Origin of the sequence: Thermococcus celericrescens, assembly GCF_001484195.1 — an archaeon.
Taxonomy (GTDB): Archaea; Methanobacteriota_B; Thermococci; order Thermococcales; family Thermococcaceae; genus Thermococcus; species Thermococcus celericrescens.
In genome coordinates, this window is sequence record NZ_LLYW01000004.1 from 37142 (window position 1) to 54241 (window position 17100).

Below are 17100 nucleotides of genomic sequence, written 5' to 3' on the forward strand. Positions count from 1 at the left end.
AATCAGGCGGTTGATGGAACTCGGTGCTTTGCCAGAAGACGTGTCTAAACAGGTTTATGGGATAGAAATAGATTCCGAAATACTTGAAAAGACTAAAAAACTTCTTTTGGCTGAGTTTTCTTTTGTACCCACCTTGATAAATGCAGATTTTTTTGATCTGGAACCCCCAAGAGGCCAGCAGACCCTGAATAACTTGCTTACAGCCCCCAGAATTCCAAAGGTAGACGTCGTCGTTGGGAACCCTCCGTACATTAGATATCAATCTTTTTTGGGAAAAACCAGAGAGAAGGCTCTCAGAACGGCCCTCGAAGAGGGGGTTAAGCTCCCCGAACTGACTGCCTCGTGGGTTCCATTCGTAATTCATGCAGAGAAGTTTCTTAAAAAAGATGGCCGTCTTGCAATGGTACTTCCTTCGAAACTTCTCCACGTTGGATATGCAAAACCATTTAGAAAATGGCTTCTGAAGAAGTTTTCTAACATCACAATAATCTCGTTTGAGAGGAGGGTATTCCCAAGCATTCTCGAAGATACAGTTTTGCTCTTAGCCAGCAAATCTGGACCCTACGGGGTTCGATTTATAGAAGTTACTGATAAACGGGAGCTCTCTGGGTTGGATTTAGAGTCTTCGAATTTCCTGCTCACACACCCGAATCCCGATGAAAAATGGACAAAATATATGCTCCCGCAAAGCCTGGGGGGTTCCCTAGCAGAAGTGCTTAACAAAGTTAGAGAGAGGGCTATTCCTCTTGGAGAGATGGGGATAGTAACAATCGGAGTCGTAACGGGAAGCAACGAGTTCTTTACTTTAACAGAGGAAGAAGCAAACTCGTGGGGAATTGAGAAAGAGTACCTAATACCCTTAATCTCTCGGGCTGAACAAATACCCGGAGTTGAAGTTACCAACTCTGACTGGGAGCTTATCAAAAAGCTCGGCCAGAAGTGCTATCTTCTGTATGTTACAAAACCATGGGACGAACTGGGGTCTGGAGTAAGGGAATACCTCACCAAAAAAGGGGAGGAGCTTAACGTTAGATCTCGCTACAAAGTTAGAATAAGAAAAACATGGTATACCGTGCCTGGAGTTAGGTCCCCAGACCTTTTTATGAGCTATATGTCCCACGAAGTGCCCAAAATGGCTTCCAATGAGATTGTGGTAAATGAGCGGAAAGCCACTAGCACAAACACAATTCATCAGATATTCCTTAAGAGGAAACTTGAACCAAGGTTACTCTCCACTCTGTTTTATAACTCCCTAACATTGCTCTCCGCCGAGCTTGTGGGGAGATTTTACGGGGGAGGTGTCCTAAAGATTGAGCCAAAAGAAGCTGAGAAAATCTTAATTCCAATGCCTGAAGAACCGAAAGAAATTCTTGATATCTCTTCGAAAGTTGACCGGCTGCTAAGGGCTAAAAGAACCACTGATGCCGTTGCTATTGTCAATGAAGTCGCACTTGAGGGAGAACTTGGATTGAAGCCGAGGGATGTTGAGGTTATTGAGGAGGCTTGGAAGCGTCCCCAGGAAAGAAGGATGAAAAAGAGCCTTGGCTAGTCCGAGTGTGCATCCAGGAACTTTATAAGATCCTTAACCGCGTCGTCTATTGAAATTCTCTCCCTTTTGATCCTCTCAGTTTCAACGGGGACATATCTCCCATTCTCTTCTCGGAACATGAAAAGACCTACCGCGTTGTTGTATTTTAGGAGATTCCTGAATTTTTCGAGAAGAAGGTCGGGGTTATCAAAATCTACTCTCCTTCCTGTTCTACTGTCAAAACGACCCGATGCAAGCCTGGATGCCCAGAATGAATAAAAACCGGGAATAGAACTATTAATCCACCGTATCCACCAACTGTTGTTGGAAACTTCAGAAAGGGTGTTTTTGGAGTTCACAGCACTTATTATGGCCTCTTCTGGAGTGTAGCGAAGTTTTAGATCCACTGCGGTGAACTTGACTTCCTTTAATCTTTTTATCTAAGTCGCTCTGCGTCTTTCTTTCCTTCTGAATCGTTATTCCCTTCTTATGCTTTGGACTACCTGTCATCTTGACTTCGCCGGCCACTAAAACGGTATTATCTCTCACATAAGCGAGATCAACGTCGTGAGTTCTCTCAGAATATCCGGGAATCCTCCTATCTGTTAGGCGGTAGGTTCCTTCGGATCTTACGTAAATCAATTCGCTGATAAAATCCCTAAATGCATTTCCTTTCTGTCGGTACTCTCCCTCTGGAAGCCCGCCCTCAATACGGACCTTTTCAACGATTTGGTAGTATGCTTCAAGAAAGTCGTCCTGAATTGGCTCGAAGTATCCTCCTGAAGATCTGGCTAATTTCGTTATGGACTCACAGAACTTCTTAATAACGGGACTTTTTAAAGTATGACAGGAGTTGGTTTCCATGCTTTTCACCCCGTAGGAAACTAAAACATGGACAAATTAAAACTGTTTTGCAGAGCTTTGCTTCTGTTGTACAGAGTCGTAAGCACTTCTGCTTTCAATCTCAAGAATGTTTAACGTTATCTTTTTCTGTCCAGAAACAAGGATATATAGGTTCGCTTCCTAAACCCTACGGTGTTTCCATGTTCCCCAAAGAGGTTCTGAAAGGGGAGCCCAACGGGGTATATGCTGATCAACGAGGCCATAGTTAGAGCCGCCCTCGAGCCAATGGAGGCTCTTAGCCACATATACTTCCTCAAGCCCTGTGGAACGGTGATAACAATACGCGCCTTATCCACTATCCACATGAGACCGAGAACCTCGTGAAGGGCAAGATAGATATGTAGCCTACGATGAGATAGTCGAGAACATCAGGAAGGCCGGGGCGAAGCTCTACGAAATCGATGTTCTCAGGCTGGCGGAGGAGGTCGGAACGGCACTCGCTCAGAACGGCGTCCTCGTTGGTGCCCTAACTGCCCTCCTGGACTTCCCTATAAACAAGGAGATGATGCTTGAAGCGGTGAAGGTAAGTGTGCCCGAGAAGGCGGTGGAGGCCAACGTAAGGGCCTTTGGCTTGGATATGGGGCGATGAAGGAGCTTCTTTGATTTTTCTCTTTTGTCCCCTATTTTCTAAGCGGAGTCTTGTTTTTGTTTCTTGGTTCTCCCAAACACAAAACATATACACCTTTTTCTCAAACACAATCCGGTGAATTAATATGCCTCTTCCACACCTCCACCGCCAACCGTGCAACGATGCCCTCAATATTGAGAACGCAGAGAGGGCCATCGAACTGGTTAGAAAAGCCCTGCCGCTATTCAGGGCTGGGGAGCCTATTCTGAAGCCCGACGGAGTTGATGTCCCCGTTCTCTACCTGAATTTTGCCATTGATAGGCTCCATTATGATCCCGAAAGGAGAATACCACTTCCAAAGGGCCGTCCAAGAAGTTCGAGGCCATTTGAAGTTGAAGGAATTGCTGAAGAGGCTGAAAGAATACTAAAGGAGGTTCGAGTTCTCCCAGCGGCAGAATTCAGAGAGCCGGAAAACTGCTGGGTTGTCCCGGTGGCGTGGAGAAGCTTCGTAGTCCTCCACGTCCGCATCTCGGCAGATGGGAAAGAAATCGTACCCGACTACGGACTCACAGAGGAGATAAGGCGCCATGGCCTATGAAGGGGTTAGGAACTTTCTAAAGAGGGAGTGGTTCCTCTCCGCTCTAGTGATCCTCTACTTAGCCCTCCTCCTCAGGGACGGCTCTCTCCTCCGGAGAACGCCCGGTTTGGTGGACTGGGGGAGCCTTTATCTGATAGGCTCGCTCATACTCGTCTCAAGGGGGCTTGAGCTGTCGGGAATCTTCACGCGCCTCTCGTGCAGGCTACTCTCTCTATCCGGCGGCTCCGAGAGAAGGCTGGCCTTCATTCTCCTACCCACCATAGCCATCTCTTCCACCGTCATAATGAACGACACCGCCATGCTAATCTTCATCCCCCTCATATTAACCCTGTCCCGGATCTCAGGGAAGGATTTAAGCGGTCTTGTAATTCTCTCCTCTATGGCTGCCAACGTCGGCTCGGCTTTAACCCCCATCGGGAATCCCCAGAACGTCATAATCTGGAACCACTATGGGATTCCCTTCCACTCCTTCGTCCTGCGGATGCTCCCCTTCGTCTTCACCTGGCTTCTGCTCCTGTTGCTCTTCGCTTACTTCATCTTCAAAGGCGAGATTAAGCAAAGGGAGCTTCCCCCTGTGAGCGTTCACAAATCCCTCCTCTGGGCGTCTATAATCCTCCTCGCGGTGGACCTTATCCTTGCCCAGGAGGGGAAGGCGCTCTGGACTTTCCCAATAACCCTTGGAGTGCTGTTATTGATTGGGAGGAAAGTCCCCCTCGCCGTTGACTGGACGCTCCTCCTGACGTTTGCTTTCATCTTTGCGGACTTCGGGGAAATTGCACTCATCCTTTCCTCCTCGGGGGTTTTCTTCCCCCACCCCGGACTCGGCCTTTTTTTGACCTCTGCCTTTCTGAGCCAGCTGGTAAGCAACGTCCCGGCCACGGTTCTCCTGCTTGGAGGGAGTGAGTGGCTCCCGCTGGCCGCTGGCGTAAACGTTGGCGGAACTGGCCTGATAATCGGCTCGCTGGCCAATCTGATAGCGGTGAGGATAGCGCGGGTTGGGATTAAGGAGTTCCACCGCTATTCGGTTCCCTACTTCCTTCTGGTTACTCTTCTATCCCTCCTGATTTTGTGGCTTTAGTTATCAGATGAGCTTAGGGTTGTAGGTGCCCATGTCCTCGCGCGGGTCACAGGGAACCTCGATTCCCGGGGCGCTGCTCCCCAGGATGGAGTAAAGACCAAAAAGGCTCGTCAGGAGGATGCCTACAGCGGGCGGGATACTCCCCCGGAGGAACAGGCCAAACGCAATGCCAGTTCCAAGGAGGGAAAGCTTCAAAATCATTCTTTTTCACCGGTTCTCCTTTCTCTGGAAGCGGTATAAACGTTTCTGGCCAAAAATGGCCAAAAGCACGGAAGGCATAAATAACTGAAAAAGGCAATAGCTTTTGGGTTGGCCATCATGCGTCTCATAAGATATTCCGGATTTGCTGGAGGCATCGTCTACTGGCTCTTCGTCGCCTGGAGCATAAGCAGGAACGGGTGGTTTTCATTCTTCCACAACGCCCTCAGCGACCTCGGCTCGCCCGAAATGGCCAGGTCACCGAGCATATACAACTACGGCCTCATCGTGACGGCGGTGTTCATGTTTGTTTTCTCCATTTACCTCGTCCTTGCATCGGAGAACAGGCTCCAGACGGTTGGTGGGGCTTACGTCAGCATCTCTTCCCTGTTCCTCGCCCTCATAGGCGTTTTCCACGCCGGCACCAGGCCGCACTCCTTCGTCTCGACGTACTTCTTCATCCAGTTCTTCCTCGGGGCACTGATCTACGGTGCTGGAAGCGAGAGAAAGGAAGTCCGATACGGGTCCGTTCTAATTTTCCTGCTCGCCCTATTTGGGACTTTTCTGGAGTGGCCATCTGTGGCGCTGATAGAGACCTACGAGATAGTCTTGATAATGGTTTTTGCCCTTCTAGTCGCGGTAAGTCATACGCGTTCCAGTCTCTAACTGCTCTTCCGTTCCCGGTTCTACAAGGGTACCCCAAAGTCTCATATACTTTCTCCACTTAATTTACAATGGGGACGGATATGAAAAAGAGCTACCTGCGATCACTTCTTGTGGCTTCGACGCTTCTGATAATCATTTTATTGATGATTTCTGGTGCGCTTATTAAAAAGAACCGACTTTACCCCGGGGATGTCAGGGAATCGATAGTTGTAGACGGGATTGAAAGAACATTCATTCTGCACCTGCCGCCCAGCGGTCCGGCCAACGGGTCTCTCCCACTTGTTATTGCACTCCACGGGGGAGGGGGAGACGGCTTTGACATGGAGAAACTCACGGAGAGCGGACTTAACAGGCTTGCCAACGAGAACGGCTTTATCGTAGTATATCCAGATGCCATAGGGAAACACTGGAACGACGGGAGGAACCTCTCATGGTACAGATCCCACAGGGAGAATGTGGACGATGTTGGGTTTATTGAGGCCATCATAGACTACCTGATTGGGAACTACGGTGTCGATCCCAAGAACGTCTTTGTGGTGGGAATGTCAAACGGGGGGCTGATGACTTACAGGCTGGCCTGTGATATACCGGAGAGACTGGGGGCCATAGCTGTCGTCGGTGTTTCCATGTCTGAAAATCTGTACAAAGACTGTCCCTCTGGGCTTCCAGTCCCGATTTTGATAATTCTGGGCACGGACGACCCCCTAGTGCCCTGGAACGGCGGAGAGCTACACCTCGGTCCCGTCAAGCTCGGAAGGGTCGTTTCCATTAATGAAACCATTGATTACTGGGTGGAGCGGAACGGATGCACAAACACCTCAGAGGGGGAGTATCTTCCCGACAAGGGGCCCGGAGATGGGACGGAGGTCTGGAAGGAGCACTATTTCAACTGCAGGGAAGGGGCTGAGGTGGTCTTTTACGGTATTGCTGGAGGCGGCCATACTTGGCCCGGCGGTTATCAGTACCTCCCCGAGAAGATCGTAGGGAAGACGAGCAGGGACATCGACGCCAACCGTGTGGTCTGGGAGTTTTTCAGGAGGCATCTGCATGGTGCATGAACCTTCTTTGAACATCCACACTCACGTCTTGGGGTTGTAAAGTGCAGGCGTTTTGCTCTGATCCTTTTCATTTTGGAAGGAATAAGGGTTAATAACACGTTCGACTAACTACCCCTATAGGTCACTCGACGAGTTCTTCTCATTTTTTCCCGTTTCGTGGCTAAAGGCGTGATAACTATGAAAGTGAAAAAACTTGCAGGCTTTGCCCTGCTTTTAAGTGTTGTAATGCTAGGTGCGTTCATTTCGGGGTGTATAGACCAGGGAAACACAACCGGAACGGGCACAGCTCCGAAAGAAACAACCACGACAACGACCACCAACCCCACAACCACTACGACAACACCAAAGGAAACCGCAACAAGCACAACGCCCAAAGAGACCTCCACAAGCATCCCAACGGAGACGAACCCCCAGTCCAGCTGGGAGGCCGATGAGGAGAAGCTCAAAGGGTTGATTGAGCTCTACGACAGGGAAATAGCCGGTGCAAAGGAGAAGCTCAAAAAGCTCGGCCTCGAGCTGGAAAGCCCCGAGATCGAAAGATGGGATAAGTCCGCTGAGGTTCTCTCGGAGATGGCCGCCAACGAGAGCGACGTTGAGAAGAGGGTCTACATCCTCCAGAACCTAGCGGAGTTAAAGTACTACGAGGCCCTTAACATGAAATCCCTTGTGGGAGTCGGTGCCGTCGAGACCGCCTACTGGGAGAACGCCAGCAACGGAGAGCTGATAACGGACTTCTACAGCATGCGCGGCGAGTTCATCTACATTTCAAACGGCGAGATATCAAAGCTGGGCCGCGAGGAAATGGTGGAGAAGATGATGGCGGTTAGGGGCTACCGGATGGAGGGCCTTGAGATATACCACATCGGAACCGGAAGCACACTGAGGGCGATCCGCGAGGGCGGAAGGACGATTGGAGCGGGCCAAATTTACCCGTCAATAAAGCTCTACGCCAAGAGCGGCATGGAGATAAAGGCCCCGGCCGGGGACTTTGGAGTTTTGAAGGTAGTGGATCCCAACACGGGCGAGACAGTTATGCAGATAGCTCCAGATGAAAGCGGAGTTTACACAGTTCCGCCGATCAACACGACGCTCCTTGGAATAATAGACGGCGAGTTCTGCTACAGGCCACTGCCCCACGACAACCACTATCTTGAGCTACTGGACGTCCAGGACGAACCCCTTGACCTTGACCGGGCGATATGCAATTTGAACGCCCAGATAGCACCATTTGTCTTTGAGCCGACCGACAGCGACACCGGGCCCTACGACCCCACCCCGATGGAGGATCTCTACATTATGCCCGGCCAGTACACGATCACGGCGATTTCAATGAAGGCGGACCTCAAACAGCTGGCTGAACAGCTCGTCAACCTGAATATGGCAGTTGGGAGCACTCACTTTGAGACAAAAGATGCGAAGAGGGCCCTCGACGCCTTCCAGAGCGCCGTAACCGGGCCTTCTCTGAAGGCCTCGATGCAGACCCCAAGTGAGCTGTGCTCGTGCACAATCAGTCCTCTCCTCGACGGGATATTCATGGACAAGTTCGGCGAGAAGCCCTTCGGCGAGCTCCCGGACGCGAGGGTCGTCAACATCACCTTCGGAAACGGGCCCTTCATCCCCCTCCCGGTGGAGAAGGCTAAAAACGTTAGTCCAGATGTCATGATTTACGCCATAACCGACGCGAAGGGCAGGACCACCGTGATAATTGGCGATCCGGGGGTTAAGGAGGCGGAGCTTGGGGAGGTCGAGCCGAGGTTTGCATCCATGGCCCCAAGCACTGGGAGACTTGCAGCGGACTACCTCGACAGGGTCTTCCTCGAAGTTTACGCGGGCAGGAATCCCCAGACCGGCAAAGAAATCAAGGTAATCGCCTTCAAGGTTCTCAACACCGATGGAACCGTCGGAATCAGGGCGACTGCCTTCATCGAGGACGGCCGGGTTGGCGTAGTCTCGCTTCCCCCAAGCGGAACCCGGGAAAGGAAGCTCTCAAACTCGGAGCAGACGGGCGAACGATGAAAATGTGAAGGGAAATGGTCGTCCATTTCCTTTTTTCATTATCTTTTCTACAGTAGCAAATGCATTTATCATGACTGCAGGTGCTCCTCCTTCTCCTTCAGCTTCTCCCTCACCTCGTCCCTTATCGGTTTAGTGCCTTTGCGTACTTCTGCAATGTCTTAAAGAGCCGCTCGACCCTTTCGGCATACTTCTCGTCCTTGAGTTCACCGTTTTCAAACAGCTCGTCCACGTTGTAGAAGAGCACCTGCCCAACGGGGAGCATGCGGTAGTTCACCGTGGCCAGCCTTAGCTCCTGGAGGAGCCTGACTCCGCCGGTTACCACGGAGACGGTCACTATTCCCACCGGAAGGGCCTCGTACTCGTCGAAGATAGTATCAAGCAGAATCTTAAGCTCGCCGGGATAGCTTCCGTTGTATTCCGGAGCCACTATGAGAAGATTGCCGTTCCGAGAACTATCTTGACCTTCACACCATCACCGGGAAAGGTTCGTCCCCCGATTATTTAAATTTGCCCTTCAAATCGAAAACAGTTAAAGTTCGAAACTTCCCATTTTGTTAGGCGAACCTTTTTAAATTAGGAAGTCCTAATACTTGACGGTGATATCGAAATGGTAAAGGTTGGAGAAGTTGTCCCAGATTTTGAGGCCGATGCATACTTCCCGGAGAAGGACGACATCGGAAAGCTGAAGTTTTCTGACTATAAGGGCAAGTGGGTTGTTTTAGCTTTCTACCCGGCGGACTTCACCTTCGTCTGCCCGACGGAGCTTGAGGAGCTGGCCGACTACTACGAGGAGTTCAAGAAGGAGGGCGCCGAGGTAATAAGCGTCTCAACGGACACTGCCTACGTTCACAAGGCCTGGCACGACGCTTCCCCGGGAATAAAGAAGATAAAGTACCCGATGCTCGCCGATCCCGCCGGCAAGGTCAGCAGACTCTTTGGAACCTACATCGAGGACGAAGGCGTCTCCTGGAGGGCAACCTTCATAATCGACCCCGACGGGAAGGTCGTCCACATGGAGATGCACGACCTCAGCATAGGCAGAAGCGCTAAAGAGATCCTCAGGAGGCTCAGGGCTTCAAAGTACGTACGCGAGCACCCTGGAATGGTCTGTCCGGCGAGCTGGGAGCCGGGTAAGGAGGCCCTCGAAGTCAGCCTTGAGCTGGTCGGGAAGATATGATGAACCTTTCCATTCTGTAAATTTTTATCCCGTCTTTTTGCCAGAATGGAGTCAAGTTTTTGTTCCTTTTCACAGATTTGAGAAGTTCGGTTGGTTTCCGCATCAAGTAGTGTTCCCTTCGAACCCTCTCGGTTTGACACGTGGCATATTCCGTTGAGGATAGGGGATGTTTTCCGTCCATTTTACGAAATTTCGATTTGGCAAAAATAAGACTCATAAGCCATCCTAGGAATTTTAGATTGACCTAAAAATTGGAGGTGAACCCATGAGCGTTGGCGCTTTCCTCATAACCTTCAGAGAGGCCCTTGAGGCGGCCATAATAGTGGCGATAATAATCGCATATCTGAGAAGAACCAACCGGGCGAACCAGATAAAGGACGTATGGATAGGCACCGCTCTGTCGGTTGGCGTCAGCGTCCTCCTTGGAATAGGAGTGCTGAAGTTTTACGGCGGTCTTGAGGAGACCGAGCTCTTCGAGGGCATAGCCTCGTACCTGGCCGTGATAGTCCTCACGAGCATGATATACTGGATGGCTACCAAAGGCAAGGACATCAGGGCGGAGATAGAGAGCAAGGTGAGCAGGTCGATAGGCCCCCTGGCGTTGATAGGATTTACTTTCGTCGTAATCTTCAGGGAGGGCCTTGAGACGGTTCTCTTCCTCACGCCCTTCATGACCCAGAACCTGGGCGGGACGCTTCTCGGCCTCATCGCCGGGTTGGCAGGGGCGCTCGTGCTGGCCTACCTGATATATGGTGTTGGAATGCGCATAGACCTGCGGAAGTTCTTTTACTTCAGCTCGATACTGCTCGTGTTCGTAGCGGCAGGCCTTGCAGGTTACGGAACGCACGAGCTCATCGAGTGGGCTGAAGAGGAGGGCTACTCACTGGGCTTTCTCGCTAGCACCGCCTACGACCTCGGGATTCCGAGCGAGAGCGTCTGGCACCACAAGGGAGCCATCGGCTCGGTCTTCGCGGTGCTCTTCGGATACTCCGTGAGCATGGAGTGGGGCAGAGTGCTGGTGCAGTTTGGATACCTCATAACGGCCCTCTACCTCGTGCTCAGGGCCTACGGCAAGGGGTCGGTACTGAACCGGGAGAAAAAGGCCGCGAAGAGTGCGGTCTGATTTACTCATTTTTGACCCGCAATGAATAAAAAGGGTGAAATTGATTTCACTCTTGGGTGTGAAAAATGAACGTTAGGGATTTCATGAAAATAGCGCTCGTTGGCGCGAGCCCAAACCCCTCAAAGTACGGCAACATAATTCTGAGAGACCTCGTCGGTAAAGGGTACGAGGTCCTCCCAGTGAACCCGAAGCATGAGGAGATCGAAGGCCTGAGGTGCTACCGCAGTGTCCGGGAACTTCCCGGCGATGTGGACGTCATAGTTTTTGTCGTCCCGCCTGCGGTGGGGCTGGGCATAGCAAAAGAAGCCGTTGAAGCGGGCTTCAAAAGGCTCTGGTTCCAGCCCGGTGCCGAGAGCGACGAGATAGCGAGGCTCCTCGATGAGAAAGGCGTTGAGTACGGCTTTGGGAAGTGCATAATAGCTGAGACAACGTGGACGAGCTGGGGGTGATTGGATGGAGTTCTACTATGTCAGACGCTTTGATGAGGACCTGGACTTCCTCTGGGAACGCTTCAAAAAGAGGCTGGAGGAGGCCGGTTTCCTCCTCATAGGGGAGCGCATTCCCGTCGCCATAACCGAAACGGAGGACGGCATAATAGCGGACTACCACCTGCTGTTCATCTGCCACAGCGAGCTTGTCGAGGAGCTGGTCAAGATAGCCCCCAACATAGGCGCCCTACTTCCATGCACCGGCTTTGGCTACCGCACCGAGAACGGTAACTACCTGGGGGTTACACTGCCCAGCGTGGCCTGGAGGATAGCCGGCGAGAGGGTCGTCGAGCTGATGAAGCCTATGGAGGAGCAAGTGAAGGGGATCATTGACTCTCTCTGATTTTCACTTTTGTTTATGTCTCCGGTTTTTAGTTTTCATTCTGGTAAGGATAAGCCCCATAAGCTTTCCCTCTTAGCTCCTATTGGTGATGGAAATGACCGAAGTCGTGTTGAAGATACCGAATATGAGCTGCAAGCACTGCGTCATGAGGATAGAGAAGGCCATAAAGAGCGTTGGAGCTGAGGGGAGGGCCGACCTCGAGACCAAAACGGCCGTGGTCGAGTTCAACCCCGGAAAGGTCCGCCTGGAGGAGATAATCAAGGCCATTGAAAGGTACGGCTACGAAGTGGAGGTGGCCTGAATGCCGATTGACCCCGTCTGCGGAATGGAGGTTGACGAGAACACCGGGCTCAAGGTCGAGTACGGCGGGAAGGTCTGCTACTTCTGCTCCCCTGGGTGCAAGGCGGAGTTCGAGGCGAACCCGGAGAAATACATCGGAATGGAGAGTATGGGACACTCCCACCACTCCCATGGAGGACACACCCACTCCCGCCACGGGCACGGCATGAGGCACCGCCGGGGCGGCTGCCACCACTGAGGCCAGCCATTATTTTTCCTTTGTGTCTGGAGATGCTTAGCATGAAAAACTACGATTTTCTCATCGTCGGCGGCGGTGCCGCCGGATTCGCCGCGGCTCTAAAAGCTAACGAGCTTGGAGTGAAGACCCTCATGGCCAACAGGGGGCCGATAGGAGGAACGTGCGTCAACGTCGGCTGCGTCCCGACGAAGTACCTCTTAACGGCCCTCGAGCTCAAGAGAAGGGCCCTCTTCAGCCCCTACCTCGGGCTTGGCTTTTCTATGGATGAGTTCGACTTCGCCAAGCTGGTGGAGGGAAAGGATAAGCTCGTGGAAACCCTGAGAAAGGAGAAGTACGAAGACGTTCTTCAAAGCCTCGAACACGTTGACTACGTGGAGGGCTCCGCCAGGTTCGTCTCGGAAAATACGGTGGAAGTAAACGGGGCCAGAATAGGGTTCAAAAAGGCCCTCATAGCTACCGGCTCGCGGGCGAGGGTTCTCCCGCTGAAGGGGCTGGAGGAGGTTAGGGACAGAGTTCTCACCCACGTCGAGGCCCTGAGCCTCAAAGATCCCCCCGATTCCGTCGTGGTCATCGGCGGAAGAACACAGGCCCTTGAGTTCGCCCAGATATTCGCGAGGGCCGGGAGCAGGGTCGTGCTCCTTCAGAGGAGCCTGAGGATAATGCCTGACGCCGAGCCGGAGCTTGCGATAGAGCTTGAGGACATTTTGAGCGAAGAGGTGGAGATACACACGGAGGCTCTCCCTGAGGGGCTGAAACGCGGAGAGAATGGGGTTCTGGTTGAGGCGACCGTTGGTGGGAGGAAGAGAACCTTCGAGGCTGAATATCTGTTCTTCGCCACGGGCAGGGTCCCGAACACGGAAAACCTTGGCCTTGAAAACCTCGGCGTGAAGACCGACGAGAGGGGCTTCATAGTCGTGGACAGAACAATGAAAGCTGGGGAGAACGTTTACGCCGCGGGTGACGTGGTCGGGGAGCCCATGCTTGAGACGGTGACCGCAAGGGAGGGGTTCATCGCTACCACCAACGCCCTTGAGGGGAGGGGAATCGGGATGGACTACTCGGTTGTCCCGAAGGTCGTCTTCACCGACCCCCAGCTGGCGAGCGTTGGGCTGACCGACAGGGAGGCCTCGAAGGCAAGAAGGTGCCTCTGCAACACCGTTGAGTTCTCGAGCGTCCCGAAGGCAAGGATCCTCGGGGAGGAGCGTGGATTAATGAAGATGGTGGTGGACGACGAAACCGAGAGGATCCTCGGGGTTCACATCTTGGCGCACAACGCGGCGGAGATCATCCACGAGGCGACGATGATAGTGAGGAACAACATGGCCTTGGATGAGGTGATAGAGACCCTCCACGTCTTCCCGACGATGAGCGAGGCGATAAAGCTTGCCGCACTCTCCTTCAAGGGAGACGTATCAAAGATGCCGTGCTGTGCGATGTGAGGACAGCCTTTCTTTTAGGAACCTTTCAAGGGTTTAACCATCCGGTAGAACCCGTACCTTTTCCCCTCAAGCTCCACCTCGTGCTCCCTCTCGATGGTGTAGCCGAGCTTTTTGTAAACCGCTATAGCTATCTCGTTGTCCATCTCAACGTCCAGGGTTATTCTCTCCGCCCCGCTCTCCCTCGCCAGCCCCTCGGCCCTGAGCATGAGGGCTTTCCCTATCTTCTTTCCCCTGAACTCGGGATAAACCGCTATGTTGCTGATGTAGTAGTCGTTCTCATCGAGCTTTCCGCTTCCAGATCTGGCGCTTATGAAAGCTGGAAGCCGCTTGAGGAAGTCGAAGCCGAGAACCTTCATCATGAGCCAGCCGGTTTTTCCCTCCTCGTTGTGCTTGGATTTCCAGGAATAGCTGAGGAGCATCCCGGCTACCTTTTCTCCGTACCTTGCGAAGACCACGTGCTCGTGGCTGAAGAGGTTGCCCTTTTCAATAAATGCGATCTCGAAGAACTCCTTGAACTTCTCTCCCAGAAGGCTCGGGAAGTACTCCGGAGCTGAGAGACGCATGAGTTCGGCAAAATGTTCCGCTTCTTCCTCGGTTCCCCCTGCGAGGTTGATAGTGACTCCCGGCATGGTATGTAGTGGAGCGAAGAGGTATATTAAGATTGAGGGGCCATAACCGGACACACCAATAAAAAATAAGAAATGTCCCAGCTCCTACAAGGGTGGAGTCAAAACACAAGCTCCACCCAGTTCTCGCGCCTCTTCTTGTAGACCCTTACGAGTCCCCTCTCTTCGAGACGCTTGAACATCCTCCAGGCGGTCGTCTTGGGGATGTTCAGCATCTTCTTCACCTCTGCCTGGGTCGTCCTGCCTCCCCTGTCGTAGATGTAGAGGAGCACCCTTATCTCGTCGCTGTTGAGGTCACTCTCCTCCAGCTTTTTCGGGTACTCCTCTCTCGTCAGAGGAAGGGCGATATCTCCTTCCCCAGACCTGCGTCTCCTCTTTGCCATGACCGAATATCCCACTCCAGCGGACGCGATCCCGAGGGCGGGTAGCAGATAGAGAGGCCAGCTGTTTCCGCTCCCACCGGATGCCGATGTGCCGGATGACCCTGCGTTTCCACTCGCAGCGCCAGCACCGGGGAGATCTCCAGTGTAAGGCGGGTCTGCGCCGGCTGGCTTTTCCATAACATACGATATGCTCACGTTCCCCGCGGGCATCACTATGTGGTTTTTCTCAACCCTCAGGGGGACGGTGTTCAGTTTTACAACTACCGCATTATCGGGAAGGTGAAACCTCACGGGGGTCTCGGAGGTGAATTTAATCCTCCATACCGAGCCCTCCTTGGAGGTGAGGGCCGGGGTGTAGTACGTGATTTTAATCAGGCTCGCGTTCTCGAAGTAAGCCGTTAGGGTTGAGTTTGCTATCTCGTAGGGGATGAGAGAGCCGGTCTCGTCCACCACCATAACGCCCTGGGGGGACTCGTCCAGCGGGGGAATGGTAACCGCGACTGTGTATTCGGCAGGCCTTACAACCTCCACCACCTTGACGTACCCATCGGGGTAAACGACCAGTTCAGTGGATTCCACCGTGTACTGCGCCGCGGAGAGCGGAAGGAACAATGAAAGGAAAAGGAAAGCGGCGAAGATTTTTCTGCTCACTTGGACTCACCTCCGTGTTTAACCGCCCCACCAGTTGCCCCAGTTGCCGCCACCACTGCAGTTTCCGCACCCGCTTGAGTTATCGTTTGAATCGTTGTTACCCTGGTCGTTGCTCCAGTTGTCGTTTGAGTCGTCGTTGGAGTCCTCCATGTGATTGTCCTGGTCATTGTCGGAGTTGTTGTTCATACCGCTTCCCATGTTGCCTTCCTGGTCGTTCTCCATGTGGTTGTCATCCTCGTCCTCCATGATGTTCCCGCCGGTAGTGCCGTTAATCTGGTTCATTGTCCAGTTGTTGGTTCCCATCCAGCTCTCGCTCCAGTCGTCGTGGGCACCGTTCCACCCATAGTTGTCCTCCGGGTTCATCCAGCTTCCTCCCATGCTTCCGTTGCCAGAGGTTCCCTGGTTCATTCTCTCCTCGTCGCTCCACCATGGACCGTTCCATCCTCCCATGCTGCCCATTCCCATGCTGTTCCAGCTTCCGTTCTGGCTCATGCCCATTCTTGCGCCCATGTGGCTCTCCTCCTCGTTCCACCAGCCGGTTCCCATCATATCGTCCATTTCTCTCTCCCACTGTCCCCACCAGCTCTGGTTGCAGTACTTCTGGTAGTCCGGGTTCATGGGCTGGGCTGTTGTGTTGGCGTACTGGCCGCAGTAGTCCATCATGTAGCCGTTGCGGAACTCCATTGCCGTTTGCCCTATCTCCATTATCGTCTCCTCCAGCTCGAGGTTTATCTCCTTCACCATGCGCAGGGCCATTTCGTACCTGCCAGAGTCAATGAGCCTCTGAACCATCCCGAGCATGTTCTGGAGGTCCGTTCTTCTCATCTCGAGCATTCTTAGCATCATAGGCGCCTTGGTGTCACTGGTGTTCCCTATCACACTCTCCATGAGGGCCATCAGCTCTGAGGTTCTGTTAAGCTCGGCCTCAAGCTTCTTCGTGAAGGTCTCGGCTATGTCGCCGGCGCTGGCGGTTAGTATTTCCCTGACGAGCCCCTCAACGGCCATCTCGAGCTGCATCCTGAGGCTCTCGGCCCTTCTCATGTCGTCCCCGAGGCTTGAAACGTCGCCGTTTTCGATGTCGGCTTCTACCCTGTTGTACGCCTCGACGGTCTGGCTGTAGAGCGCCGATATCTCTGAGGTGTCAATGCCGAGCTTTGAGGCCTCGTCTATTATCCTTGAGACGTAGGCGAGGTACTCCCTGGCCCTCTGAAGCTCGATCTTCGCCCAGTAGAGCGCCTCCTGCCCATTCATCATGCCTCCCATGCCAGGACCCATCCCGGGTCTGCCTGCACTGCCTGCGGGTACTATCCTCTCAACAACGAGCTCGTATACCTCCATGGCGTTCATGGCTATGGTCATGGCCGCGCTGTAGTTGCCCATGTCATAGGCCGCCCAGGAACTCTGCCTGAGGTTCTCGGCCTCGGCGTAGAGGTTCATCGTCTTATTGTCAATGGCGTTCAGGTTGTCCATTAGTTCAGTGGTGTAGTTGGCCACCCCCTCAAGGAGGGTCAGCATGTAGTAAGCCCTGTCCTGGAGGGTGGCGTTGAAGGTCGCGTTCCCCGCCATCGCTGTACCGCTGGTGGTAGTGCTGCCTGCTCCGGCAACGTTGCTGGCGAGGGCCTGCCCCCCTGCCAGGAGCAGGGCGAGCAAAATCCCTGCAATCAACTTCTTGGTTTTTCTTACTACATCCCACATGTCGCATCACCAACCTGACCCTGA

Annotated in this window: 21 protein-coding genes; 14 read left to right on the plus strand and 7 right to left on the minus strand. The window is 53.0% G+C overall.

Going from position 1 to position 17100, the window contains the following annotated elements; all coding sequences use genetic code 11:
- Positions 1-13: 13 nt before the first annotated feature.
- Positions 14-1549, plus strand: a complete 1536-nt coding sequence (locus APY94_RS01495) for an Eco57I restriction-modification methylase domain-containing protein (RefSeq protein WP_058937955.1) — start codon at positions 14-16, stop codon at positions 1547-1549.
- Here the strand turns inward: APY94_RS01495 and APY94_RS13095 are convergent.
- Together APY94_RS13095 and APY94_RS01500 are read right to left on the minus strand one after the other, a co-directional pair.
- On the minus strand, positions 1546-1887 hold the full coding sequence (locus tag APY94_RS13095) for a hypothetical protein (RefSeq protein ID WP_169791795.1): 342 nt from the start codon (positions 1885-1887) through the stop codon (positions 1546-1548). The genes APY94_RS01495 and APY94_RS13095 overlap by 4 nt on opposite strands.
- Positions 1862-2392 (minus strand): hypothetical protein, encoded by a 531-nt coding sequence (locus APY94_RS01500; protein WP_058937956.1) that lies wholly within the window; start codon positions 2390-2392, stop codon positions 1862-1864. The genes APY94_RS13095 and APY94_RS01500 overlap by 26 nt, the downstream gene beginning before the upstream one ends.
- 406 nt (positions 2393-2798) lie before the next feature.
- On the opposite strand from APY94_RS01500, the gene APY94_RS13985 reads away from it, so the two are divergent.
- The 3 genes from APY94_RS13985 to APY94_RS01510 all read left to right on the plus strand — a co-directional run bounded on the left by APY94_RS13985 (position 2799) and on the right by APY94_RS01510 (position 4675).
- Positions 2799-3020: a 2-oxoacid:acceptor oxidoreductase family protein gene (locus tag APY94_RS13985; RefSeq protein ID WP_394325668.1), complete on the plus strand. Its 222-nt coding sequence runs from the start codon at positions 2799-2801 to the stop codon at positions 3018-3020.
- 124 nt (positions 3021-3144) lie between these two features.
- Positions 3145-3597, plus strand: a complete 453-nt coding sequence (locus APY94_RS01505) for a hypothetical protein (RefSeq protein ID WP_058937957.1) — start codon at positions 3145-3147, stop codon at positions 3595-3597.
- A complete protein-coding gene (locus tag APY94_RS01510) occupies positions 3587-4675 on the plus strand; it encodes an SLC13 family permease (protein WP_058937958.1) in 1089 nt (362 codons plus the stop codon). Before APY94_RS01505 ends, APY94_RS01510 begins: the two co-directional genes overlap by 11 nt.
- Positions 4676-4678: 3 nt before the next feature.
- Here APY94_RS01510 and APY94_RS01515 read toward each other — a convergent pair whose 3' ends face one another.
- A complete protein-coding gene (locus APY94_RS01515) occupies positions 4679-4876 on the minus strand; it encodes a hypothetical protein (protein ID WP_058937959.1) in 198 nt (65 codons plus the stop codon).
- Between the two features lie 117 nt (positions 4877-4993).
- Between APY94_RS01515 and APY94_RS01520 the strand changes: the two genes are divergently transcribed.
- From APY94_RS01520 to APY94_RS01530, 3 genes are all read left to right on the plus strand, one after another.
- Positions 4994-5539: a DUF998 domain-containing protein gene (locus APY94_RS01520; RefSeq protein WP_058937960.1), complete on the plus strand. Its 546-nt coding sequence runs from the start codon at positions 4994-4996 to the stop codon at positions 5537-5539.
- A 143-nt stretch (positions 5540-5682) separates the two neighbouring features.
- On the plus strand, positions 5683-6597 hold the full coding sequence (locus APY94_RS01525; RefSeq protein WP_211259687.1) for an extracellular catalytic domain type 1 short-chain-length polyhydroxyalkanoate depolymerase: 915 nt from the start codon (positions 5683-5685) through the stop codon (positions 6595-6597).
- Between the two features lie 177 nt (positions 6598-6774).
- On the plus strand, positions 6775-8613 hold the full coding sequence (locus APY94_RS01530) for a hypothetical protein (RefSeq protein WP_058937962.1): 1839 nt from the start codon (positions 6775-6777) through the stop codon (positions 8611-8613).
- 121 nt (positions 8614-8734) lie between these two features.
- Here APY94_RS01530 and APY94_RS01535 read toward each other — a convergent pair whose 3' ends face one another.
- A complete protein-coding gene (locus APY94_RS01535; protein WP_245610372.1) occupies positions 8735-9040 on the minus strand; it encodes an NADPH-dependent FMN reductase in 306 nt (101 codons plus the stop codon).
- A 180-nt stretch (positions 9041-9220) separates the two neighbouring features.
- Here APY94_RS01535 and APY94_RS01540 point away from each other — a divergent pair, with 180 nt between their 5' ends.
- From APY94_RS01540 to merA, 7 genes are all read left to right on the plus strand, one after another.
- Entirely contained in the window at positions 9221-9790 is a 570-nt protein-coding gene (locus tag APY94_RS01540) for a peroxiredoxin (protein ID WP_058937963.1), read from the plus strand.
- A 265-nt stretch (positions 9791-10055) separates the two neighbouring features.
- Complete coding sequence (locus APY94_RS01545; protein WP_058937964.1) at positions 10056-10913, plus strand: FTR1 family iron permease; 858 nt, start codon at positions 10056-10058, stop codon at positions 10911-10913.
- Positions 10914-10978: 65 nt separating this feature from the next.
- A complete protein-coding gene (locus tag APY94_RS01550) occupies positions 10979-11362 on the plus strand; it encodes a CoA-binding protein (protein WP_058937965.1) in 384 nt (127 codons plus the stop codon).
- Positions 11363-11366: 4 nt separating this feature from the next.
- Entirely contained in the window at positions 11367-11744 is a 378-nt protein-coding gene (locus APY94_RS01555; protein WP_058937966.1) for a DUF302 domain-containing protein, read from the plus strand.
- Positions 11745-11838: 94 nt separating this feature from the next.
- A complete protein-coding gene (locus APY94_RS01560; protein WP_058937967.1) occupies positions 11839-12045 on the plus strand; it encodes a heavy-metal-associated domain-containing protein in 207 nt (68 codons plus the stop codon).
- On the plus strand, positions 12046-12282 hold the full coding sequence (locus APY94_RS01565; RefSeq protein ID WP_058937968.1) for a YHS domain-containing protein: 237 nt from the start codon (positions 12046-12048) through the stop codon (positions 12280-12282).
- Positions 12283-12323: 41 nt separating this feature from the next.
- Entirely contained in the window at positions 12324-13721 is a 1398-nt protein-coding gene (merA, locus tag APY94_RS01570; RefSeq protein WP_058937969.1) for a mercury(II) reductase, read from the plus strand.
- Positions 13722-13735: 14 nt separating this feature from the next.
- Here the strand turns inward: merA and APY94_RS01575 are convergent, their stop codons facing one another.
- The 3 genes from APY94_RS01575 to APY94_RS01585 all read right to left on the minus strand — a co-directional run bounded on the left by APY94_RS01575 (position 13736) and on the right by APY94_RS01585 (position 17076).
- On the minus strand, positions 13736-14350 hold the full coding sequence (locus APY94_RS01575) for a GNAT family N-acetyltransferase (protein ID WP_058938013.1): 615 nt from the start codon (positions 14348-14350) through the stop codon (positions 13736-13738).
- Between the two features lie 98 nt (positions 14351-14448).
- A complete protein-coding gene (locus tag APY94_RS01580) occupies positions 14449-15381 on the minus strand; it encodes a helix-turn-helix transcriptional regulator (RefSeq protein WP_058937970.1) in 933 nt (310 codons plus the stop codon).
- A gap of 18 nt (positions 15382-15399) precedes the next feature.
- A complete protein-coding gene (locus APY94_RS01585) occupies positions 15400-17076 on the minus strand; it encodes a hypothetical protein (RefSeq protein WP_058937971.1) in 1677 nt (558 codons plus the stop codon).
- Positions 17077-17100 lie beyond the last annotated feature (24 nt).